The following is a 25,904-nucleotide window of genomic DNA, read 5'->3' on the forward strand; positions in this document are numbered from 1 at the left end:
GTTTTAAAAACTCCGTTAAAAATTGTTGCATCCAATGTAACAATTTCGGTTTTTTGCAGTCTTACAAGTAACACGTAAAAAATCTTTGTATGAGAAAAATATTTTATGGCCTTGTTTTGGCAATAACTATGATTGGCTGTAAGGCTACACAACAAACTGCTGAAGATAGCACGGTAATGACCAATATAGATTTGGTAAATGTGCAAGACGATAAAGTAATAGTAAGTTTAGACCCCGGAAAATTTACCACAACTACCACCACTTTTTATATCCCGAAAACCGTACCCGGAACTTATTCTACAGATAATTACGGAAAATTTATGGAAAACCTGCAAGCCTACGATTATGACGGCAACCAAATGAATGTTACCCGACTAAACCACAATAGCTGGCAGATAGACCAAGCAGGAAATTTAGATAAAGTTACTTATTGGGTAAACGATTCCTTTGATGTAGAAGGCGAGGAAGGAGTTTTTTCCCCGGCAGGGACAAACATAGAAAAAGACGAAAATTTTATGTTGAATTTACACGGGTTTGTGGGTTATTTTGAAGGACTTTCAGAAAATGCGTACCAACTTAGCATAAAACATCCAACTAATTTAACTGCTGGAACTTCGTTACAAAAATTTTCTACGCCCGAAAGTCAGAGCAACACAGGTTTAGATGTATTCCGCGCAAAGCGTTATTTTGAGATTACAGACAATCCTATTATGTATGCAGATAGCGATATGGTGACTTTTAATTTGGATGGGATGGAAGTTGAGCTGCAAGTATATTCTCCTAATAACGCCTATACTGCAGAAGATCTAAAGCCTAATATGCAAAAGGTTTTACAAGCTCAAAAAGACTTTTTAGGCGATGTAAATAGTACAGATAAATATGTTATTTTGCTGTATTTGGCAGATATGCAAGAATTAGATGCGCGTGGTTTTGGTGCCTTAGAACACCATACCTCTACCAGCGTTGTCTTACCGGAAACTATGCCGTTAGAAACTTTAAACGAAACGATGACAGATGTAGTTTCGCACGAATTTTTTCATATTATCACACCGTTGAGCGTTCACTCTAAAGAAGTACATTATTTTGATTATAACAATCCAAAAATGTCGCAACATCTTTGGATGTACGAAGGTGTAACCGAATATTTTGCGAATCTTTTTCAGGTAAAACAAGACTTGATAGATAACCAAGCTTTTTACGAGCGTATGTCTGAAAAAATAGCGACTGCGCAAAGTTTTGACGATACAATGCCCTTTACGGAATTGAGCAAAAACGTTTTAAAAGACAAGTATAAAGACAGCTATTATAACGTATATATGAAAGGTGCTTTAATAGGGATGACCTTAGATATACGCTTGCGCGAATTGAGTAATGGTGAGATGGGAATTTTAGATTTAATGAAGAAATTGAGCAACAAATACGGGCAAAACAAACCATTTGAAGATAATGAGTTAATTCCGACAATTGTAGAGATGACTTATCCTGAAATTCAGACTTATTTTGACAAATATGTTATCGGTAGTACGCCAATTCCGTACGATGAGTTTTTTGCTAAAGTTGGTGTAGAAAAAGCAGAAACTACTATAAATACCAGTTATTTCTTAAAAGGACAAGTACCTTATATAGATGGCAAACCAGAAACAAACGAATTGTATTTTAGAGAAGGCATTGCGTATAATTCTTTTTTAAATGATTTAGGCGTAGAACCAAACGATATTATTAAAACCATTAACGGCAAAAAGTACGGCATAGATAACGTTTACGGCTTAATTGTAAGTTCGCAAGGCTGGACAAAAGACGATACGATTACAATGGTGGTAGAACGCGATGGCGAAGAAATAGAACTTTCGGCGAAAGCCAAAAAGCCAACAGCTATAAAAACCAGCTTAAAAGAAATGGATTTGCCCGCAACAGACAAACGGGTGCAACTTAGAAAAGCCTGGTTAAATTAATGGCTTAATTTATTAATAAACAAGATGGTATAAAGCAGTTGCAGCAAAGCCTGTTGTAATTGCTTTATACTACTTATCTTTCTGCAAAAAAATAACACACCTCTTGCGATTATATAATTATCAAACACGTTTAAATACTGCTATAAAAAAACACCAAGCGGGTTCTATTAGCTCGTTAAAAAAAGTTGGTATTTTAATAGATACGCAAGCAATGCCAGATTGTAAAGCTTATACAATATTGCAAAAAGAATTGGCAGAAAATAATACACAATTTGAAGTCTTGTTTTACGTTTCTAAAGAAAGCGATGTTACGGCAGATACAGAAAAATGGTTTTCTAAAAAAGCTTTAAACCTTTACGGAAAATTTAAAAAAGAGGGAACGGCAAAGAGCTTTGAGCAACAAAATTTTGACTTATTGATAAATTATTTTGTAAAGCCGCCAGAAGCCTTATTATTGCTTAGCGCTTTGGTAAACGCAAAATTAAAAGTTGGTTTTGAATTAGAATGTACAGGCTTAAACGATTTAAGCATAGCCACAGACCCTAAAAACACAAAGCTTTTTGCGCAAGAAGTAAAAAAATATTTATCGATTATAAATCAGTAATTATGAAAAAATTTACCGGTACCGGTGTAGCATTAATCACGCCTTTCAAAGAAGATAAAAGCGTAGATTTTGAAGCTTTAAAAAGAGTAGTGCAATTTCAGTTAGAAAACGGTGTAGATTATTTGGTAGTTTTAGGTACCACAGGAGAATATGCAGTTTTAACCAACGAAGAACGAGAAAAAGTAAAACAATTTATTGTTACCCAAGTAAACGGGAAGTTGCCTTTGGTACTTGGTATTGGCGGCAACAATACCCAGGCTGTGATAGAACGCTTAAAAACCGAAAGTGTAAAAGGTTTTGACGCTATTTTATCGGTTTCTCCTTATTATAACAAACCTTCGCAAGAAGGTATTTTTAGACACTTTACGGAAGTTTCAAATGCTGCACCTTTACCAATAATTTTATATAATGTTCCCGGCAGAACAGCTTCTAACATGCTACCCGAAACCGTAGCACGTTTGGCCGAACATAAAAATATTATTGGTATAAAAGAAGCCGCCGGCAGTATGGATCAAGCTATGAAAATGATAGCCCAAACCCCAAAAGATTTCTTGGTAATTTCTGGCGAAGATATGCTTGCTTTACCAATGGTTTTGGCCGGTGGGGCAGGAGTAATATCTGTTGTGGCGCAAGGTTTTCCAAAAGAATTTTCTAAAATGTTACGTTTAGGCTTAGAAAGAAAAGTAGACGAAGCTTTTGCAATTCATTACCAATTAGCCCCGGTAATAGATATGGTTTTTGCAGAAGGAAACCCGGCTGGTATAAAAGCGGTTTTTAAAGACTTAGGTTTGGCAGAAAATTGTGTACGATTACCTTTGGTAGAAGCCAGCCATGCGTTAAGCAAAGTAATTTCTACTTTTTGCAAAGAGCAACAAGTTTAAATAAACCTAAGCAAGTCAAGAAAAAACCAAAATTTCTTTTTCGTTTTTTAAATACGATTTAATACCCTACTTTTGCAAGATATTTGTGTATATGATTAAAAAGATAATTTTTTTAGCCTTAACCGGTGTGCTTTTAACAAGTTGTAGTCAATACCAAAAGGTGTTGAAAAACGACGATATTAAAGCAAAATACGAGATGGCTGCTAAGCTTTACGAAGAAGGCAAAGCAGAAGATAAGAACAGTAAATACAAAAAATCCTTACGGTTGGTAGAGCAAATTTTGCCACAGTATAGTGGTAAGCCACAAGGGGAAAAAATAAGGTTTATTTACGCAGATTTATTTTATCGCTTAGAATCTTATTTTGATTCCGGTTACCAATTTGAACGTTTTACAAAAGCTCACGCCCAAAGCGAAAAAGCAGAAGAAGCTTTGTTTAAATCTGCTAAGAGTTATTATTACATTTCACCGCGTTATAGTTTAGACCAAAAAGAAACGCATACCGGTATATCAAAATTACAAACTTATATATCGCAATATCCAGATGGTGAATATATAGGCGAAGCTAATGAGTTGGTACGCGAATTGCAGGAGAAACTAGAGAAAAAAGCTTTTTTAATTGCAAGGCAGTATTACCATTTAGAAGATTATAAAGCCAGTATGGCTGCGATGGAGAATTTTATAGAAAATTATCCCGGCTCTAAATATATAGAAAAAGCCTATTATTATAAGATGGATGCGGCCTATCTTTTGGCAATAAACAGTTACCAGTATTTGGTGCAAGAACGTTTAAATACCGCAAAAGATTATTACCAAGATTATATAAAATTTTATCCTGAAGGCGAATTTAATGAAGAGGTAAGGTCTACTTCAGAAGATATTGAAACCCGTTTAGAAAACTTTCAAAAAAGTTAAATTATGAGTACAGATTTAAAGAACACAACTGCTCCGGTTACCACTACCACTATAGATAAAAATAGAGTAGATGCCCCAACCGATAATATTTATGAAGCTATTTCGATTATTGCAAAAAGAGCAACGCAAATCAATACCGAAATTAAAAAAGAGCTTTTAGAAAAGTTAGACGAATTTGCTACCTATAACGATAGCTTAGACGAAATTTTCGAAAATAAAGAGCAAATAGAAGTTTCTAAATTTTACGAGCGTTTGCCAAAACCACAAGCTTTAGCCGTAGAAGAATGGTTAGAAGGTAAAATTTATTACAGAAATACCAACACAACTACAGAAGAGTAATTTTTATGGAAGTCTTAAGCGGTAAAAATATACTTTTGGGCATTACCGCCGGTATTGCCGCTTATAAAACTTCTTTTTTGGTACGACTTTTTATAAAAGCCGGTGCCAACGTAAAAGTGGTTATGACACCGCAGGCCAAAGAGTTCGTTACTCCTTTAACGCTTTCTACACTTTCTAAAAACCCGGTTATAAGCAGCTTTACGGAAGAAGAAGGCGAAGTTTGGAACAATCATGTAGATTTAGGTCTTTGGGCAGATATTATGCTTATTGCGCCCGCTACGGCCAATACGTTATCTAAAATGGCCAACGGCCAGTGCGATAACTTTTTGCTGGCTACTTATTTGTCTGCTAAATGTCCGGTGTATTTTGCGCCGGCGATGGATTTGGATATGTACCAACACCCCAGCACCAAAGAAAGTCTTAAGAAATTACAAGAATTTGGCAACCATATAATTCCCGCAGAAAGCGGCGAACTTGCCAGCGGTTTATCCGGAAAAGGAAGAATGGCAGAGCCTGAAACCATTGTAAAAGCAATAAGCAATTCCGTAAAGAAAAATTTACCGCTTTACAATAAAAAATTCTTGATTACCGCCGGACCAACATACGAAGCTATAGATCCGGTGCGATTTATAGGCAACCATTCTAGCGGCAAAATGGGGTTTGCTTTGGCTGAAGAAGCTGCAAAATTGGGCGCTACGGTTTTTTTAATTTCCGGCCCTACGGCATTAACCGCAAAATCTTCTTCCGTAAAGCAAATAAATGTAACTTCTACCGCAGAAATGTTGCAAGCAACAGAAAGCTATTTTGATGAGGTAGATGTTGCTATTGCTGCAGCGGCGGTTTCGGATTATAGACCGGTAAAAGCGGCAGATCAAAAAATAAAAAAGTCAGAGAAGACGCTTTCGCTGGAATTGGAAAAAACAGAAGATATTTTGCTGGCGATGGGTAAACGCAAAAAAAAGCAGTTATTGGTAGGCTTTGCCCTAGAAACCGAAAACGAAGTAGAAAACGCTACTGCCAAATTGGACAAGAAAAATTTAGATTTTATTGTTTTAAACAGTTTGCGCGATAAAGGAGCTGGTTTTAAAGAAGATACCAACAAAATAAAAATTATTAGTAAAACAAACAGCCTTGATTTTGCGTTAAAACCAAAACAAGAAGTTGCAAAAGACATTATTCTGCAGGTTATAGAACGCCTGTCTTAATTCCGTGAAGAAATGCGTAGATATATTTTTGTTCTCCTGTTAAGTTTTGTTGTTGGTTTTAGTAGCCAAGCACAAGAGGTAAATTGTAGCGTAAAAGTAAATGCAGAACAAACCGGGCGTACAAAACTGTCTATTTTTAACACGCTAGAATCTGCCTTGCAAGAGTTTGTGTCAGAAAACACGTGGACAAAGTTAAATCTACAAGAGCACGAAAAGATAAACTGCAATATTTTTATTAACATCACCTCTTACGATTCTAATAACTTTAAGGCTACATTGCAAATACAGTCTTCGCGACCAATTTTTGGTTCTGTTGCTACTACGCCGGTGTTTAATTTTAAAGACAACGATTTTGATTTTGAGTACACCGAATATCAAAATTTAGATTATAGTCCTAATACCTTCAATTCTAATTTGGTTTCTGGCATTAGCTTTTATATTTACACCATTTTAGGCTTAGATGCAGATACTTTTGAGTTACAAGGCGGCCAAGCTTATTATGAAGAAGCACGACAAATAGTAAATACCGCCCAGCAAAGCAATTATGAAGGTTGGCGTGCCGGCGGAAACAACAAAAGCAGGTTTCGTTTAAATAGCGATTTACTTTCCAACAATTTTACCGGTTACAGAGATGCTTTGTATACCTATCATAGATTAGGTTTAGACAAAATGCACGAAGATGTAGAAGAAGGTAAACAAAAAATAGCAGAGGCTATCTTGGCTTTAAAACAAGTAAATAATACACGACCAAATTCTTTACTTATTCGTACGTTTTTTGATGCTAAAGCAGACGAGATAGAAAAGATTTTTAGCGGCGGACCTTCCGTTCCTATAACAGAAGTTGTAGAAACTTTAAACAGAATTGCGCCTTTATATAGCAAAAACTGGTCTTCTATAAAGTATTAATTATTTTGGTGGCAGCAATAAATTTCGTTTTATCTTTACGGAAAAATTAAACCGATTTGCTCACTTCACTTTCCATAAAGAATTTTGCATTAATAGAAGATGTACAGCTTTCTCTGCAAGATAAATTTACAACAATCACGGGCGAGACCGGCGCCGGAAAATCTATTCTGTTAGGAGCTCTCTCTTTGTTATTAGGTAAACGTGCAGATTTAAACGCCATTCGAAATTCTGAAAAAAAATGCATTATAGAAGGCATTTTTACCATAGCCGATTATAAATTAGAAGGTTTTTTTGCAAAACAAGATTTAGATTACGACAAGCAAAGTATAATTAGGCGCGAAATTTTACCTTCGGGCAAATCGCGTGCTTTTATAAACGATACTCCCGTAAAGTTGCAAGTTTTAACCAGATTAGGGCAAAACTTGGTAGATATTCACAGTCAGCATGAAACTTTGTTTGTAGGCGATGCTAATTACCAATATCGCATTATAGACAGTCTGGCCAATAATCAATCACTTTTAGCTACTTATAAAGAAGCTTTACAGAATTATGAGAATCTACAACACCGTTTAAAAAAACATCAATTAGAGCAACAACAAGCTGCCGCTACATACGATTATAATTTGTATTTAATGCGTGAGTTGCAAGAAGCAGAGTTAGCAGAAGGTATGCAAGAAGAATTGGAGCAACAACAAAACGAGTTGAGTAATGTAGAAGCTCTAAAAGAAAATTTAATGGCTGCCGCACATTTGTTAGAGCAGGATGATGTGGGCGTTACGGAAGTTTTAAAAGAAGTTAACCAGCGTTTGGGCAGTATTGAAAATTTTGGAGATACGTATAAAAATTTTAAAGAGCGTTTGCAAAGCGTGTTGCTAGAATTAGAAGATCTAACGATGGAAATTGCCAACCAGCAAGAAAACGTAGAAGCAGATCCGGCAAGTTTGGAGCAAGTAAATGAAAAATTGCGAAAACTTTATGCACTACAAAAGAAACACGGAATTACTTCCGAAAAGGAGTTGTTGGATTTGCAAAAGGAGCTGGAAGAAAAAATAGATGCAAGTGAAAACTCAGATGCGGTTGTAGAAGAATTGCAAAAAGAAATTGTCCGAGCCAAACAAGAAGCTTTGGGCTTGGCAAAAGAACTTCACCAAAAAAGACAGCAGCAAACCAAAACTTTTATTCAGCAAGTAGAAAACATTTTAGCACAAGTAGGTATGCCCGATGCACGCTTAAAAATTATAATAGAATTTACAGAAAAACTTGGTAAAAATGGCGCCGATACTATGCAATGGCAACTTGCGGCTAATAAAGGCGGTAAGTATGCAGAACTAAAAAAAGCAGCTTCTGGCGGAGAGTTGTCTAGAATAACTTTAGCAATAAAGAGTATTTTGGCCAAGTACAGCAGCTTGCCAACCTTAATTTTTGACGAGATAGACACGGGGGTTTCTGGAGATATTGCGCAGAAAATGGGTGATATTATGCGCACTATGGGAGAGAATTTACAGGTTGTGGCAATTACACATTTGCCGCAAATTGCTGCCAAAGGTCAACAACAATTAAAAGTTTTTAAAGAAACAAAGCAAAATACTACGGTAACCAATATTGTAAATTTAAACCAAGAAAGCCGTATTAATGAATTGGCAGAAATGTTAGGCGGAAAAGAAAAACCTGCTTCGGCAGTAGCTCACGCAAAAGCTTTGTTAAACTAAACAAGTATTTACTATATTTACACCTTAAATTAATAAAAGATTTTACTATGGCTTATAACCTACTAAAAGGAAAAAAAGGAATTATTTTTGGAGCTTTAGACGAGAACTCCATCGCTTGGAAAGTTGCTGAAAAAGTACACGAAGAAGGCGGTAGCTTTGTTCTAACCAATGCCCCCATAGCTTTACGAATGGGAAAGATAAAAGAATTGGCAGAGAAAACAGGAGCAGAATTAATACCGGCAGATGCTACCAAAATAGAAGACTTAGAAAATTTGGTAGAAAAAGCCACAGAAGTTTTAGGCGGTAAATTAGATTTCGTATTGCATTCTATTGGCATGTCTGTAAACGTTAGAAAAGGAAACCATTATACAGACATGAATTACGATTTTACCACCAAAGGCTGGGATATTTCGGCAGTATCTTTCCATAAAACGATGCAAACGCTCTATAAAAAAGATGCAATGAACGAGTGGGGAAGCATAGTAGCACTTACTTATATGGCAGCGCAACGCGTATTTCCAGATTATAACGATATGGCAGATAATAAAGCTTATTTAGAGTCTATAGCCAGAAGTTTCGGGTATTTCTTTGGTAGTGAAAAGAAAGTACGTGTAAACACCATTTCTCAATCGCCAACTCCTACAACTGCTGGGCAGGGTGTAAAAGGTTTTGATGGCTTTATCGCTTACGCAGATAAAATGTCTCCTTTGGGGAATGCTACCGCAGATGAATGTGCTGACTATACCTTAACCTTATTTTCAGATTTAACCAAAAAAGTTACGTTGCAAAATTTATATAATGATGGCGGATTTTCCAATATGGGAGTAAGTCAACAAGTTATGGATACTTTTATGAAAGAAGAAGATTCATAGTAGGTATATTTTATAAATTATTTAATAGAAACCGCCTTAGGGCGGTTTTTTGGTTATAATAGTTCTTATTTTTAACGCTTATTTGGTTTATATTTCTTATTTTTAGCATTCGTTTAACTAAAATTTTAACTATTTATGAAAAGAATTACTATGCTTCTAATGGCGTTTATGTTCTGGACCTTTGGTCACGCACAGGATGCTATTATAACAGGCTATGTAGATTCCCCCTGTTCGGGTGCCGATGGTAGAACCGTCGAAATCTATGTCAACGGTACCGTTGATTTTACAGGTTGGAATCTAGTACGACAATCAAATGGTGGCGGATTTACCACCAATTTAGATCTTTCTTCCTTAGGAAGTTTAACAGATGAGTTTGCTTACCTCACTAACGATGAAGCAACATTGGATGCAGAATTTTCAATCAACTCTACCAATGATAACGTCATAGAAAATGGCGGAATCTCTAGTAATGGTGACGATGCTTTCCAACTTGTAGATGCTTCAGACGTTGTGATAGACCGTTTTGGAGAAGACGGTGTAGATGGTTCCGGTACAGACTGGGAACACACAGACACTTATTATTATCGTAACGATGGTGCAACTGCTAATGCGGGTGTTTTTGATGCGATTAATTGGACAATCGGTGCATTGGATGCTTTAGACGGTCAAGGTACTTGTAATGGCGAAGCAGCTTTAAGCACAATTGTTCCTCTTGGCAGTTATACGCCAAATCTATCTTCGTCGGGAGAAACTTGTGCAAACCCTATTGCTATTACTGGTTTGCCTTATACCACTTCAGACGATACAGCCAATTATGGTAACAATTATGATAATGGCGACAGTCCCTGTACGGCTTATTATTTAAATGGAGATGATGTAATCTATGCATATACCCCTGCAGCAGACATAATAGTTAATTTCTCTTTAACAAATCTTGGCTCTAGTTGGTCTGCAATACATGTATTAGATGCTTGTTTAGATAGCTCTCCCAATTGTGTAGCTTTTGAAGGGAATTCGAATTCGAACGATCGTTTTTTAGAAGGGGTGATGCTAACTGGAGGAACCACCTATTTTATTGTGATTTCAACTTGGGCTGCGCCGCAATCGACAACATACGATTTAAATATCGAAGAGGTAACTTGTCCTAAAATTACAGATGTTGTGGTAAATAATGTAACCTCATCTTCTGCCGATATTTCTTGGACGGAAAATGGTTCTGCCACAGAGTGGGAAATTCTTTACGGAGAAGAAGGATTTGATCCGACTACCGAGGGTACGAGCGTTACGGATAATGATGGTACTTTAGGGGAAACTTTAAGCGGGTTAAATGTTGATACAACTTATGATGTTTATGTGCGTGCAAATTGTGGTTCGGGAGATTTAAGTGACTGGACTGGTCCAGTAGAGTTCCAAACAGATTGTGCTGTATATGTACCAGATTATTCAGAAGATTTTGCTAACTTTTTACCAGATTGCTGGAGAGAAGCAGGTAGTGGTTTACCGGCAGACGGGCCGTCAGATTTGGGAACCGGGGCCTGGTTCTCTGATGAGTTTCTAAATACTGGCTCAAACAATGCTGCTACAATAAACTTATACACAACAGGCAGAGAAGAGTGGTTAATCTCTCCATCCTTTGATTTATCTGCTGATTCGTATGAATTAGTGTACAAAACTGCCGTTACGAATTACTCAAGTTCAGCTCCTTCCGATATGGGATCAGACGATGAAGTACAATTGCTTATATCAGAAGATAATGGGGTAACTTGGTCTAATTTAATGACTTATGATGCTTCTAATACTCCTTCGGCTACTGGCCAAGAAGAAATAGTAGATTTAAGTGCATATTCTGGTACTGTAAAACTTGCATTTTGGGCAACAGATGGTACAGTTGACGATACAGAAGACTACGATTTTTTTGTAGATGATTTTAAAGTAAGGGTTCCGCCATCTTGTTTAGCACCATCAGATATTGTAATAGATAATATAACCGCAGATTCTGCTAATATTTCTTGGACAGCTAACGGTTCCGAAACCGAATGGGAAATCCTTTACGGGGAAACTGGCTTTGATCCGGTAACAGAAGGTACTAGTGTAACAGATGACGATGGCACTTTAGGAGAGACTTTAAGCGGATTGATGGAGGCTACAGAATACGATGTTTATGTACGTGCAGTATGCGCACCTGGAAACGAAAGTGAATGGGTAGGTCCGATAACTTTTGAGACAGAGTGTGCTATTTTTACCGCACCTTTCACAGAAGATTTTGAAACCTCTATGGATGCAACACCAGATTGCTGGAGTAATACGAGTTCTACCTCTAAAATTTGGGAGTTTGATACAGAACCCACTTTTGGTAACGATTATGCAGATCATACAACCGGGAGCGGTTATTTAGCTTTCGTAGATGCATCAACCACTACTACCACGCCAGACGCTACTTTGGCAACGCCTTTTATAGACGTTTCTGCTTTAACAACACCATATCTAGAATTTTATGTTTATCATTTTGCAAATGATGGCGATTCTAATAAAATAACCTTAGAAGTTTGGGATGGCGCAGCTTGGAATGAAGTGTATATGGATGATAATGGCGATGTAGATGCTTGGGAAAAAGTTGGTATATCACTAGAAGGCTTAACCATCACAGGGCCTATTCAAGTTAGGTTTATTGTAGATACCGTAATTGGTGATAATTATGAAAATGATATCGCTATAGATGATGTAAGCGTTAAGGAGGCACCTTCTTGTTTTAGTCCATCAAGTTTGGCCGTAAGTAATATAACAGATACTTCAGCAGACCTTATGTGGACAGAAAATGGTTCTGCAACAGAATGGGAAATCCTTTATGGAGAAGCTGGTTTTGATCCTGCCACAGAAGGAACCAGCGTTATGGATGATGACGGCACTTTAGGTATAACTTTAAATGGGTTGTCAAGCGCTACAGAATACGACGTATACGTTCGTGCAATTTGTGCGCCTGGTGATGAAAGTGAGGGGACAGGTCCAATTGCTTTTGAAACCGAATGTGCAGTATACGTGCCAGATTACTTAGAAGATTTCACTACATTCTTACCAGATTGTTGGGAAGAAGCAGGTAGTGGTATACCAACAGATGGCCCATCAGATTTTGGAACCGGGGCATGGTTTTCTGAAGAGTTTTTAAATACTGGCTCAAACGATGCTGCTGCAATTAATTTGTATACAACAGGAAGAGAAGAATGGTTAATTTCACCATCTTTCGATTTATCTGGAGGTACATATGAATTGGCTTATACAACCGCTGTTACTAATTATTCAAGTTCAGCCCCTTCCGATATGGGATCAGACGATGAGGTTCAACTGCTTATATCAGAAGACGATGGAGCAACTTGGTCTAACTTATTGACTTATGATGCTTCTAACACTCCTTCCGCTACCGGTCAAGAAGAAATAGTAGATTTAAGTGCCTATTCTGGTACTGTAAAATTTGCTTTCTGGGCTACCGATGGAACAGTTAACGATTCAGAAGATTATGATTTCTTTGTAGATGATTTTAAAGTAAGGGTTCCGCCAACTTGTGCAGCACCATCAGAAATTGTATTTGATGCTATTACTGCAACTACTGTAGATATAAGTTGGACAGAAAATGGTTCTGCAACAGAATGGGAAATTCTTTATGGAGAAGCTGGTTTTGATCCTGCCACAGAAGGAACCAACGTTATGGATGATGACGGCACTTTAGGTATAACTTTGAATGGGTTGTCAAGCGCTACAGAATACGACGTATACGTTCGTGCAATTTGTGCGCCTGGTGATGAAAGTGAGTGGACAGGTCCAATCGCTTTTGAAACCGAATGTGCAGTATACGTGCCAGATTACTTAGAAGATTTCACTACATTCTTACCAGATTGTTGGGAAGAAGCAGGTAGTGGTATTCCAACAGATGGTCCATCAGATTTTGGAACCGGAGCTTGGTTCTCTGATGAATTTTTGAATACAGGTTCTAATGATGCAGCAACAATTAATTTGTTTACTACAGGAAGAGAAGAATGGTTAATTTCACCATCTTTCGATTTATCTGGAGGTACATATGAATTGGCTTATACAACCGCTGTTACTAATTATTCAAGTTCAGCCCCTTCCGATATGGGATCAGACGATGAGGTTCAATTGCTTATATCAGAAGATGATGGAGCAACTTGGTCTAACTTATTGACTTATGATGCTTCTAACACTCCTTCGGCCACCGGTCAAGAAGAAATAGTAGATTTAAGTGCCTATTCTGGTACTGTAAAATTTGCTTTCTGGGCTACCGATGGAACAGTTAACGATTCAGAAGATTATGATTTCTTCGTAGATGACTTTAAAGTAAGGGTTCCGCCAACTTGTGCAGCACCATCAGATATTGTATTTGATGCTATTACTACAACTACTGTAGATATAAGTTGGACAGAAAATGGTTCTGCAACAGAATGGGAAATTCTTTATGGAGAAGCTGGTTTTGATCCTATCACAGAAGGAACCAGTGTGTCTGACGATGATGGTACTTTAGGAGAAACTTTAACAGGTTTAAGTCCTAGCACACTTTACGATATATATATACGTTCTGTTTGTGCTCCAGGCGATGAGAGCGAATGGATAGGACCGGAAAGTTTTGCAACAGAGTGTGAGGTTATAAACACCGCTTATACGCAAGATTTTGAGAGTTCTACCAATTTACCAACTTGTTGGTCAATAATCAATCTAGGAGATACTAATGGATGGGAAAATTCTTCCGATATAACCGGAGACGCTCATAGTGGAACTAATGCAGCTTCTATTTCTTTTGGCTCTGTGGCACACGATGACTATTTAATTACACCACAGATAGAAATAGTTTCTGGAGTTAACGATTTATTCTCTTTTTGGATTAAATCTAGAAGTTCTTCTTATTTAGAACCTTATGAAGTTTTATTATCAACTACAGATACTCAAGCCGCTTCCTTTGACGTGGTTTTACAAGCAGAAGAAGAAGCTGCGGACGTTTGGACTAAGAAAGAGTTTGATCTTTCTAGCTATGCTGGTCAAACAATTTATATCGCTATCCGCGCAACAGGAACAAATGAATTTGAGTTATATGCAGACGACTTTGTTTTTGAAGCTTTTGTTGAACCTTGCGCTGCTCCAACAGATATTGTAGTAAGTACTATTACAGATACTTCTGCAGATATTTCTTGGACAGAAAACGGTTCTGCAACAGAATGGGAGATTCTTTACGGAGAAGCAGGATTTGATCCGCTTACCGAAGGAATTTCGATTTCAGATACTGATGCGTTAGGAGAAAGCCTTACAGGTTTGACACCAGATACCAATTATGACGTTTATGTACGTGCAATTTGTGCAGCAGACGACGAAAGTGATTGGGCTGGACCAGAAACCTTTACAACTACTGTAGCCAGTGGTGGAACTACCGAGGATTGTGGTCAAACACAAGTAAGCAATGGTTTTGAAGATGGGTCGTTTATGGAAGAAGCCGGTACCCAAATGGTAGCTAACGACTTTATTGTTAGCGCTAATACCACTATATTTAGCGTAGATAATATAACTGTTAATATATTATCGCAAGGTGGTATAGATACGATGGATATTATTTTCTATGAAGATAATGATGGAGTTCCAGGAACTGAAATTCAAACCATTGAAGATGTTGTGCCAAATTCTCAAGCAATAATAGGAACTGCTTTTGGCTATGATGTACACGAAGTAGTACTAGATTTCTCAACTCCTATTGATTTTGCTGGAGACGGTAATGCTAGCGGTACTACTTATTGGGTAGAACTTAGTGGTGTTCCTACTAGTGCAGGTACACAATTGGCATGGGAAACTACAACCGTAGACGCTATTGGTAATAATATGGTTTTTAATAATGAAAATACCACAAGCTGGGTAGAAAGCGCGGATGCTGATGGTGTGTTTAGTATTACTGGAGAATGTACTTTGGCAGATGTAGATTGTTTTGCGCCAGAAAACTTAGCTGTAACAAATCTTACAGAAAATAGTGCAGATGTAGAATGGACAACTATTGGGGATGAAACCCAATGGACAGTTGAGTACGGTCCTGTAGGATTTTCACTAGGTTCTGGGACTACAGAAGTAGCAACTGGAACACCTGGAATAACCATAACAGGATTGGATAGTTTGACAGAGTATGATTTCTATGTAACGGCAAATTGTTCCAGCGCAGATAGTGCTACCGCTGGGCCGGTAAGTGCTACTACAGCAGATATATATTGTGAAGTAGAATTCCCTAATGTAGAACCAATTACTTACGTAGAATTATCAGATATCTCTAATACTTCATCGGAAGCTACAGATAGCCCTGCTCACGAATACTTTTTAGATATGGTAGGAAATGTAGAACAAGGAGAAACCTATACTGTTACAATAGAAGCTTACACCGGTGGTGATTATGTTAACACCATTACCTTGTTTGCAGATTGGAACCAAAATGGAAGTATGGACGATGATGGAGAACGCTACGACCTAGGTACTATTGAAAACTCTAGTGGTGTAGATGGTGTCCAATTAGTTGCAGATATTACTGTTCCTGCTGGAGCTACTTTAGGTAATACAAGAATGCGCGTAATTAAACGTTATTCATTTGATGGCAGTTTCCCAAATGATAGTTGTGATGCCGGTTCCACTTTTGGTCAGGCAGAAGACTATACATTAAATGTACTACAATCTACCGTAACTTGTCCAGCACCAACAGATGTTGCAATAAGTAATATCGGTGATTTTACTGCTGATATAACTTGGACAGAGAATGGTACCGCCGTAGAGTGGGAAATTCTTTACGGAGAAGCAGGATTTGATCCGCTTACAGAGGGAACTTCTGTTATAGACGCAGATGGAGATCCAGCCTATTCACTTAGCGGTCTTACAGCAAATACAGATTACGAAGTTTATGTTCGTGCTATTTGTGATGTAAATGACGAAAGTGATTGGGCCGGACCAGAACCATTTACTACCACTAATTTAAGTGTAGATTCAGTAAACTTTGAAGGATTCTCTTATTACCCTAATCCGGTAAAGAACCAATTGTTTATTGAAGCTACCAACACAATTACACAAGTAGAAGTTTATAACCTACTTGGCCAGGTAGTTATGAGTAAGAAAGTTAACCAATTAGATACACAATTTGATGTTGCTAATTTAGCGTCAGGTACCTATTTAATGCAGGTTAGAATAAATAATTCGGTAAAAACTTTTAAATTAATTAAAGAATAATAGCCGTATTATTTTTATAAATAATTGGGGGAGCTGTTAAAGCTTCCCCTTTTTTTATGAAATATTTAGTATGTTTAGTGTTAATAATTATTAACTTTAGCAATTAATCGAAAACTTTTAATTATGAAAAAAATTACTTTTTTAAGCGTTTTTTGCTTACTGTTTACGGTAAGTTTAAGTGCGCAAGTTATTTTTCAGGAAGACTTTACAAATGGTCTTACTGGATGGACAACCTTAGATCTGGACGGGAACACGCCCGCAGATGGTGTTAGTTTCATTACAGATGGATGGAATGTTTTAGATAAAGAAGGACCAGATGGTAACTTTGGCGGTCCCGCTGGAGATATGGCTGCAATGAGTACTTCTTGGTATACACCTCCGGGAACTTCGAATGATTGGCTTATCTCACCACAAATTACTTTAACTACAAATAACCAAGTAGTTTATGAAGTTAAAGCGCAAGATCCAGATTATCCAGATGGTTATGAATTAAGAATTTCTACTACGGGTACAGATCCAGCAGATTTTACCGATGTATTATTTTCAATTGCCGAAGAATATTCACCTCCTGCAGATGAAACTGATGTTTACAAAACTAGAAGGTTTAATCTATCAGATTATGATGGGGAAGATGTTTACCTGGCTTGGGTAAATAATTCTACAGATATGTTTATGTTAATAGTAGATAATGTGGTTGTTGAAGAAGCGCCAGATTGTCAAGCACCACTTGATTTAGAAGTGACTAATATTACAGACAATTCTGCAGATATTTCTTGGGAAGAAGAAGCATCGGCAACCAGCGGTTACGAAGTAGCAGTTTACAATGCGGGAGACGATCCAACAGCAGATACGCCAGTATTTGAAGATACTGCAGTACCAGCGGGTACAACAACAGTTGCTGCAACCGGATTAGTGGCAATTACAGATTATGATGTTTATGTTTATTCTCTTTGTGCTAGCGGTATATCAGACCCTGAAATGGCTCAGTTTACTACCTTGGCAACTCCTCCAGATAATGATGAGTGTGTAGATGCAACAGCATTAACAGTAGGTATGGTATTTGACGATAATGCAATAACGGCCTCAAACTTAGAAGGTACCGGCTCAACCACTATGCCAGCGCCAGAGTGCGGAGCTTTTGATAGCAATAGTAGTTCTGATGTTTGGTTTACAGTAGAAGTTCCTGCTAGTGGAAATGTAATAATTGAAACACAACAAGATACTAATACAAGTTCAGATATTGCAGATACTGCTATAGAAGCTTACACAGGTACAGATTGTACAGATTTAACTGCAATTGAATGTAATGACGATAATGCAAATACCGGTGAAGCATTCTCTTATCTTTATTTAACCAATCAAACAGTTGGCGAGACAATTTATGTAAGAGCTTGGGGGTATTTAGACGGTCAAGGAGAATTCTTGATTTCTGCTTATGAGCCAGCTTGTCCTGCTCCAACAGATATTACTTTTGATAATTATACCGCAAATTCTGTAGATATTTCTTGGACAGAAAACGGTTCGGCTACAGAGTGGGAGATTATTTACGGAGAAGCAGGATTTGATCCGGAAGCAGAAGGAACTACTATTGTAGATACAGATGCGTTAGGAGAAACAATTAGCGGATTGGTAGAAGGAGTTGGATATGAAGCTTATGTTAGAGCAACATGCTCGACTACAGACAGTAGTACCTGGACGGGACCAGTTGCATTTGGTGTTCCACCGGCTAATGATGCTTTATGTGATGCTATCATGCTAACTATAGACCAAACTTGTAGTGGTGATGCGTATACTAATATTAACGCTACTATAGAAGCAAATGAACCATCAGGTTCTTGCTGGTTCTCTAGTGATTTAGCCAGTAATTCTGTATGGTTTTCTTTTGAAGCACCAAGTAGTGGAGAGGTAACCTTAACTACAGATATAGAGCCAAACGATTTAAGCGATACACAATTGGCGGTTTATACAGTTGGAGATTGTACAGATATGACAAGTCTTACAGAAATTGCTTGTGATGAAGATGGTGGCGAGACAATTAGTTTAAGCTCTGTTATACAACTGGAAAACTTAACGCCTGGAGAAATTTATTATGTACAGGCAGATGGTTATGGTACAGGTCAAGGAACCTTCTGTATTGAAGCAAGAGAAGGTGTGTTAGCAACAGATAACTTTACACAAGTTACTTTTGATTATTATCCTAACCCTACAAGAGGAATGTTGAATATAGAATCTTCTAAACAAGTAGAAAGCATTCAAGTATTTAACTTATTAGGGCAGCAAGTAATGCAAACTGCACCAAAAACAACAAGTCCTGCAGTAGATATGAACAGCTTAGAAGCTGGAGTTTATTTAGTAAAAGCAATTATTGGTAACGAAACAAAAACTTTTAAAGTAGTTAAACAATAGATTTAAATAGCTTTTTCAAAATTAAAGACCCGGACATAGCGTTCGGGTCTTTTTTTATGGCAAAACGTTATAATATTCTTAGCATTTATTTGGAATTTATTAAGTTCATGCAGCCCTTGCTTTCCGTAACTTCGTTGTAATCTAACCAAATTCACTAACGTTATGTATAAAACTACAATTCTCTCTCTTCTATTTTTTTGTGTTACTTCTATAGGACTGGCACAAATAGATCTAAATGAAAACTTTAACGAAAATAACGCGATACCAGCAGATTGGTCTACTAATGGTGAATTTGCAAGCACGCCGGTAGCTACTTGCGAAGGAAATTCTTTACGTGATAATCTATGGACTAATAGTACTTTAGGATACTTGTATACACCAAATCTTCAAAATCAATCTACTGGCACAATAGTAGAGATTAATTTTGATTATAAAATTGTAGACTATATTTCTTCCGGACTTCCAAATCAACCAACACAGCCAGGATGGGGTAATATGAAAATTGCCTACACGATAGATGGAGGAAATAACTGGATAAACATTCATACCATAAATGACTCTAATCACACCACTTCCAACACTTGCGCTAATGTAAATTTAACCATTCCTGAAGGTGATGTTCCCTCAGGAAGTGATTTTCAATTGCGCTTTGAAACCAATTGGAACAGTGGCGATTTTTATATTTATATTGATAATGTATCCATTATTCAAGACGTTACTACTCCACCCAATTGCGATCTAACCTTGATAAACCCTACAGAGGGCGTGACTAATGCTTCCACAGATGGTAATATAAGCTGGACTCCTGCAAGTGGTGGGGTTATTGGTTACGAATTAAACGTAGGGACAACTTCTGGAGGAACCAATGTTGTAGAAAATGTAATTTTAAATAGCGGCGAGACTTCTTATAGTTTAGGGCAATTGGTTGAAACTACTACGTATTACGTTCAAATAACGCCTTATAATAATATTGGACAAGCTAGTGGCTGCTCAGAATTTAGTTTTACCACAACAAATTTACCGGCAAACGATGCTTGTTCTAATGCTATTCAGGTTTATGGTCCTAATTATACCAATACCCAAGATGCATCTAATGCAACCAATAATGATGGTTTCATTAATTCTAGCTGTGGAGATATGAACGATGGGGTTTGGTATACTTTTATCGGAGACGGTGGCCAAGTTACCATAACACTGGAAGAAAATACTAATTGGAATGCTGCACTTGGTATTTATACCGGAGAATGTTCTGTTTTATTATGTGAGACGGTAGAAGAAACCACAGGCGGAAACTTAAGTGTTTCTTTTGAAAGCGTTTTAGGCACAACTTATTATTTAAACGTAGGAAACCAAAGTGGAACAACAGATAATCCTGAAGGAGAGTTTACTATCACCTACGAAAGTATTGTTAACCCTTGTCCAGAACCAAGCAATTTAATGATTAATAACGTAACCCACGAATCTGCTGATGTATCTTGGATAGAAAATGGCGATGCCGTGGAGTGGAATGTAGAATATGGCGAACAAGGCTTTACGCCAGGAAGCGGTACCGTAATTTATGATGACGATGCAACTCCAGATACAACACTTATAAATTTAGAAGAAAACACTACTTATGATGTTTATGTAAGTTCATTTTGTCCGCCAGATGCAGAAAGTGATCCTATTGGTCCGGTAAGTTTCACCACCTTAGTAAATCCGCAACCTTGTGCACAACCCTCTAATATAATTGTAGCTATAGAAGATCCGCAAACGGCAGAAGTTACTTGGACAGAAAATGGCAACTCAACAGAATGGGAAATCCTTTACGGAACAATAGGGTTTGATCCGGATACAGAAGGAGATTTAATAGTTAACGATAGTGGCACACCATCGCAAACATTAAACAGTCTAACACCATCAAGTTCTTATGATGTTTACGTTCGTGCAGTTTGTGAGAATGAAACCACAGATTGGACAGGTCCGGAAACTTTTACTATGCCATCCAGTATTTGTGCAGATCCTTCAGATATTGTAGTGCAAGAGCTTACCAACTCGAGTGTTCAAGTTACGTGGACAGAAAATGGTTCTGCAAACGAGTGGAAAGTAGAATATGGCCTTAGCGGATTTGATCCGGAGACAGAAGGAACCACTTTAATAGACGACAATGGAGAACTAGGAGTAAGCATAACTGGCTTACAGGAAGATCAAGCCTATGACGTTTACGTTACTGCCATTTGCGGCGATGCAGAAAGCGAGAGAATTGGTCCAAAAACTTTTACCATAGAATTGATTGGGGTAGAAAATACCAATTTTGCAAACTTTACAATGTATCCTAACCCGGCAAAGCAATTTGTAAACTTTAAAGCAGAAGAAAAAATAGAAACTATTACACTATTTGACCTTAAAGGTAGAGTAATAAAAACTAAAAACATGCGTGCTAAAGAAGCTAGGTTAAACGTACAAGATTTGGCAGCCGGTATTTATTTAGTGAAAATTAGAATAAAAGATAAAACAAAAACCCTTAAATTTATAAAAGAGTAACTTATATCTTTTAACAATAAAGCTGTCTCAAAAAATAGATTAATCATAAAGTATTCAATAATCTTTGGTTTTTTTACTGAATGCTTAGCTGTAATAATTAAGTTTATTGTGGCAAAACAGATTCTAACTTTTTGAGGCAGCTTCTTTTTTGAATGCCTATCTTTGCGCGTTAGATGGAGTACTCTTTTATCATACCAGTTTACAACAGGCCAAATGAAATTGAAGAATTGTTGGAGAGTTTTGTGGCGCAAAACACAAAATTAAACTACGAAGTGGTAATTATAGAAGATGGCTCTACAATAACTTCAAAAGAAATAATAGAAAAATTTCAGGAACAACTACAGATTAGCTATTATTTCAAACAAAATTCTGGTCCGGGAGATTCTAGAAATTACGGTATGCAAAGAGCTCAGGCCAAATATTTTATAATTTTAGATAGCGATGTGGTTTTACCGCCAAATTATTTAAGCAATGCAGATAGTTATTTAAAACAAAACTTTTTACACTGTTTTGGAGGTCCAGATGCAGCTGCAAAGCAATTCTCACCGGTTCAAAAAGCTATTAATTTTGCTATGACAAGCTTTATTACCACCGGTGGCATAAGAGGAAAAAAAAATGCTGTAAAAAAATTTGAGCCTAGAAGCTTTAATATGGGACTGTCTAAAAAAGCATTTCTGGCAAGTGATGGTTTTGGGAAAATTCATCCGGGAGAAGACCCAGAATTGGTTATGCGTTTAAGAAAACAAAACTTCTCTGTTGGTTTTATTCCTGAGGCTTTTGTTTACCACAAACGTAGAATAGACTGGCCCAAATTTTATCAACAGGTTTACAAATTTGGTTTAGTTAGACCTATTCTAACTAGTTGGCACCCACAAACCGCAAATATTAGTTTTTGGTTTCCGGCGGTGTTTACAATTGGGTTTTTTGTAGCTTTGGTGAGCATACTTTTTAATTGGTACTTGCCTTTTTTACTCTATTTGTTTTATTTTATATTAGTAATGCTGTTGGCAAGTATTCAAAGTAAAAATTTTTATATTGGTTTATTAAGCCTACGCGCTGTAATTACGATGTTTGCCGGTTACGGTTTTGGATTTTTAAAAGCTACTTACAGAGTAAGAATATTAAATAAAAATCCAGAAAAAACATTTCCTAATCTATTTTTTTAATAAATGAAAAAGAATTTCAAGAAAATAAACAGAACAATCTTTAAAACCACCAATTTTAAAGCATTTTCCTTCTTTTTACTATTTTCATTTATTATCTGGGTTTTAGTACAGTTCTCGAAAACCTATCAAGAAACAATTCAAGTGCCGGTAGAATTTTATAATCCGCCAAAAGATAAAATTGTAACCAAAAAAGAAGGTCATTTAAACTTACGAGTACGTGACAACGGTTTTGTTTTAGCGTGGTTTTCTATGTTTAAACCCAAGGTACGAGTAAATCTTAATACCTTGCCCGTAGAAAATACTTATTTGGTTTTTAATGTAGAAGAACAAGAAAACGATCCAAATAATTTGCTTTCTATAAACTTTATGGAAGCTACAATTACCAACAAAATTCAAAAGATTCCTTTTAAACAAAAAGAAATAAAAAAAGTACCCGTTCAACTACAGACAGATATTAATTATGCCCCGGGTTACTCTTCCAACAAAGAATATAAAATCACACCAGATTCCGTAAAGATAAGCGGACCAAAAAATAAATTAGATACTATAAAGCAAATAAAAACTTTGGTTTTTAGTCAGAAAAACGTAAAAAAAGACATTGATGAAAAGCTAAAACTAGATATCAAAAAATATAAAGATATCTCTTTTTATACTTCTGAAGTAAACTATTTTCAAGCTGTAGAAAAATTTACGGAAGGTAGGGTAGAAGTACCCATTACTTTAATTAATGCTCCGGAAGATAGAATAACCAAGATTTTTCCTAAAAAAATAGTAGTGGTTTTTAAAGTGAGTTTAGAAAATTATGACAAAATAGGAAAAAACGATTTTATTGTAGTTTGTGATTTTGGCGAGTTGGCCGATAATCAAAACTTTCTAATTCCAAAATTAGTTAAGCAACCAAATATGGTAACCTCTGCACGTTTAAACAGTAACAAAATACAATTTGTAATAAAAAAATGATAGTAGTAGGACTTACAGGAGGCATAGGAAGCGGAAAAACTACCGTAGCCAATTTTTTTGAGGCCTTGGGCGTACCAATTTATATTGCAGATGATGCGGCAAAAAATCTAATGGAAAGCTCTTCTAAAATCCGTAAAGAAATTATTGAATTACTGGGAGAAGAAGCTTATACAGAGAATTTACCTAATAGAAAATGGATAGCAAAACAGGTTTTTACAAACGAGGCGTTACTAAATAAATTAAACCAAATAATACATCCGCGTGTAAAAACTCATTTTAAAATTTGGGCAGAAAATCAACAAGCAAATTATGTATTGTACGAGGCTGCTATTTTATTTGAGAAAGGAGGCTATAAAGATACAGATTACAATATTTTGGTGGTAGCTCCCAAAGAAGAAAGAGTAAAACGTCTGCAAAAAAGAGACAATAGTGCAAAAGAAGATATAGAAGCTCGCATGCAAAACCAATGGGATGACCAAAAGAAAATAAAACTTGCAGATTTTATTATAGAGAATATACATAAAGCCGATACAAAAACGCAGGTTAAGCGACTTCACGAAACGCTCTCAGGTATTGCTAATGCTTAAACTCCGCTTATGTTAACATTTGGTTAAACCGTTTAAAATCTAAATGTTAAAATCTTACTTTTGGGCACATGAACAAGAAGTTATTCTTACTCTTAATATCCTTAATGAGCCTATCATTAATAGGAATAATCTTTGTGCAGGGCTACTGGATTAAAAATACTGTCGAAACAAACGAAGAACAGTTTTCGTTTAACGCACGACAAGTATTGCTTAATGTAGTAGAACAAGTTGAGCAACAAGAGTTAGATAAATATTATGTGCAGTATGCAACCTTAGCAGACTCAGAAAAGCCCACTAGTTCTAGACTTAGTGAGTTGTTTCAAATTAAACAAGACGAGCTTACTAACGAAACTTTTTTCTACTCTAACAGCATTTTGCAGGAAGATTATAAACTTTCTTCGCAATTTTTAAATAGAGATAAAGATAGCATAGATTTTAAAAAGCTTATTAATCAAAAAGTAACCAGAATTGTTAGAAATGACGAAATAGATGGTGAAATAGAATTGAGTGCCGAAGAGAAATTTAAGCGTATTTCACGCCTAGAAGAAAATGAAAAGTTTTTACTTTTGGAAGCTATTCGAGAAAAAGCAGCACAGCTTCCGGTATATAAACGCGTTAATGTAGATTATTTAGAAGCTTTAATTGAAGCTCAACTTAGCGCCAGAGATATAAAATCTGATTTTGAATTTGCCATTTTTGATGAAAATTTGGCCACCAAAGTAAAAACAGAAGATTTTAAAAAAGACAGTCCGGCAACCTATGGTACGCCAATTTTTGAGTCGCCCAATACTAATTATAAGTTCTTGATAAACTTTACAGGTAAAAAGCGCGAAGTACTCTCGTCTATAGCTTTAATGGCTTTACTGAGTATAATTTTTACTTTAATAATTATCATAGCCTATTACAGCGCTTTATCACAGTTGATAAAGCAGCGACAAATTTCGCAAATTAAAACAGATTTTATAAATAATATGACACACGAGTTTAAGACGCCAATAGCAACAATAAACCTGGCTCTAGACTCTGTTAAAAACCCTAAGATAGCTAACGACCCAGATAAAATAAAACGCTATATGGGTATGATTAGAGACGAAAATAGAAGAATGCACGCACAAGTAGAAAACGTGTTGCGCATTTCAAAATTAGAAAAAAATGAACTAAACATAAAAAAAGAACGATTGTTGCTACATGAGTTAATAGAAGAGGCTATCCCCCATGTAGAGCTCATTATAGACAATAAAGAAGGTTATGTGCAAACCCATTTTGGCGCATTAAAATCTTCTATTTTAGCAAACGAAACACATTTTACTAATGTAATTGTAAACATTTTAGAAAACGCAATAAAATACTCACCCGATAAACCCAAAATAGATATTTATACCGAAAATGTAAAGAATTATATTATTATGAAAATTCGGGATCAAGGAAAAGGGATGAGCAAGGTAGTTCAAAAGAAAGTTTTTGATAAATTTTATAGAGAACATACCGGTAACATTCACGATGTAAAAGGTCACGGTTTGGGGCTTGCCTACGTAAAACAAATTGTAGAAGACCACCACGGCCAAGTAAGCGTTGAGAGTGAAAAAGGAAAAGGGAGCACATTTATTATTAAATTACCACTAATATCATAACA

16 protein-coding genes are annotated in these 25,904 nt (G+C 36.5%); all 16 read left to right on the plus strand.

Annotation, left to right across the window (positions count from 1 at the left end; all coding sequences use genetic code 11):
• Window positions 1–89 precede the first annotated feature (89 nt).
• The 16 genes from FKR84_RS05475 to FKR84_RS05550 all read left to right on the plus strand — a co-directional run bounded on the left by FKR84_RS05475 (window position 90) and on the right by FKR84_RS05550 (window position 25,902).
• Window positions 90–1,952, plus strand: coding sequence for a M61 family metallopeptidase (locus tag FKR84_RS05475; RefSeq protein WP_141421292.1), 1,863 nt, complete (start codon window positions 90–92; stop codon window positions 1,950–1,952).
• A gap of 103 nt (window positions 1,953–2,055) precedes the next feature.
• Window positions 2,056–2,556 carry a DUF6913 domain-containing protein gene (locus tag FKR84_RS05480; protein WP_141421293.1) on the plus strand — a complete coding sequence of 167 codons (501 nt, stop codon included), beginning with the start codon at window positions 2,056–2,058 and terminating at the stop codon, window positions 2,554–2,556.
• A 2-nt stretch (window positions 2,557–2,558) separates the two neighbouring features.
• Window positions 2,559–3,437, plus strand: coding sequence for a 4-hydroxy-tetrahydrodipicolinate synthase (gene dapA, locus FKR84_RS05485; RefSeq protein WP_141421294.1), 879 nt, complete (start codon window positions 2,559–2,561; stop codon window positions 3,435–3,437).
• 91 nt (window positions 3,438–3,528) lie between these two features.
• Window positions 3,529–4,350 (plus strand): outer membrane protein assembly factor BamD, encoded by an 822-nt coding sequence (locus tag FKR84_RS05490; RefSeq protein ID WP_233357675.1) that lies wholly within the window; start codon window positions 3,529–3,531, stop codon window positions 4,348–4,350.
• Window positions 4,351–4,353: 3 nt separating this feature from the next.
• The gene (locus FKR84_RS05495) at window positions 4,354–4,689 is read left to right on the plus strand and encodes a DNA-directed RNA polymerase subunit omega (RefSeq protein ID WP_141421296.1); all 336 of its coding nucleotides are present in this window, start codon (window positions 4,354–4,356) and stop codon (window positions 4,687–4,689) included.
• A gap of 5 nt (window positions 4,690–4,694) precedes the next feature.
• The gene (gene coaBC, locus FKR84_RS05500; RefSeq protein WP_141421297.1) at window positions 4,695–5,894 is read left to right on the plus strand and encodes a bifunctional phosphopantothenoylcysteine decarboxylase/phosphopantothenate--cysteine ligase CoaBC; all 1,200 of its coding nucleotides are present in this window, start codon (window positions 4,695–4,697) and stop codon (window positions 5,892–5,894) included.
• Window positions 5,895–5,906: 12 nt separating this feature from the next.
• The gene (porD, locus tag FKR84_RS05505; protein WP_141421298.1) at window positions 5,907–6,800 is read left to right on the plus strand and encodes a type IX secretion system protein PorD; all 894 of its coding nucleotides are present in this window, start codon (window positions 5,907–5,909) and stop codon (window positions 6,798–6,800) included.
• A gap of 56 nt (window positions 6,801–6,856) precedes the next feature.
• Window positions 6,857–8,509 (plus strand): DNA repair protein RecN, encoded by a 1,653-nt coding sequence (gene recN, locus FKR84_RS05510; protein ID WP_141421299.1) that lies wholly within the window; start codon window positions 6,857–6,859, stop codon window positions 8,507–8,509.
• Window positions 8,510–8,556: 47 nt separating this feature from the next.
• Window positions 8,557–9,381, plus strand: a complete 825-nt coding sequence (locus FKR84_RS05515) for an enoyl-ACP reductase FabI (RefSeq protein WP_141421300.1) — start codon at window positions 8,557–8,559, stop codon at window positions 9,379–9,381.
• Window positions 9,382–9,516: 135 nt separating this feature from the next.
• On the plus strand, window positions 9,517–16,629 hold the full coding sequence (locus tag FKR84_RS05520; RefSeq protein WP_141421301.1) for a fibronectin type III domain-containing protein: 7,113 nt from the start codon (window positions 9,517–9,519) through the stop codon (window positions 16,627–16,629).
• A gap of 123 nt (window positions 16,630–16,752) precedes the next feature.
• A complete protein-coding gene (locus FKR84_RS05525) occupies window positions 16,753–19,035 on the plus strand; it encodes a T9SS-dependent choice-of-anchor J family protein (protein WP_141421302.1) in 2,283 nt (760 codons plus the stop codon).
• Window positions 19,036–19,197: 162 nt separating this feature from the next.
• A complete protein-coding gene (locus FKR84_RS05530; RefSeq protein WP_141421303.1) occupies window positions 19,198–21,558 on the plus strand; it encodes a fibronectin type III domain-containing protein in 2,361 nt (786 codons plus the stop codon).
• 173 nt (window positions 21,559–21,731) lie between these two features.
• Window positions 21,732–22,724 carry a glycosyltransferase gene (locus FKR84_RS05535; protein WP_141421304.1) on the plus strand — a complete coding sequence of 331 codons (993 nt, stop codon included), beginning with the start codon at window positions 21,732–21,734 and terminating at the stop codon, window positions 22,722–22,724.
• Window positions 22,725–22,727: 3 nt separating this feature from the next.
• Window positions 22,728–23,684, plus strand: coding sequence for a CdaR family protein (locus tag FKR84_RS05540; protein ID WP_141421305.1), 957 nt, complete (start codon window positions 22,728–22,730; stop codon window positions 23,682–23,684).
• Complete coding sequence (gene coaE, locus FKR84_RS05545) at window positions 23,681–24,271, plus strand: dephospho-CoA kinase (RefSeq protein ID WP_141421306.1); 591 nt, start codon at window positions 23,681–23,683, stop codon at window positions 24,269–24,271. Before FKR84_RS05540 ends, coaE begins: the two co-directional genes overlap by 4 nt.
• A 68-nt stretch (window positions 24,272–24,339) precedes the next feature.
• Window positions 24,340–25,902, plus strand: a complete 1,563-nt coding sequence (locus FKR84_RS05550; protein WP_141421307.1) for a sensor histidine kinase — start codon at window positions 24,340–24,342, stop codon at window positions 25,900–25,902.
• Window positions 25,903–25,904 lie beyond the last annotated feature (2 nt).

The sequence above is a fragment of the Haloflavibacter putidus genome (assembly GCF_006546625.1).
GTDB lineage: Bacteria > Bacteroidota > Bacteroidia > Flavobacteriales > Flavobacteriaceae > Mesonia > Mesonia putida.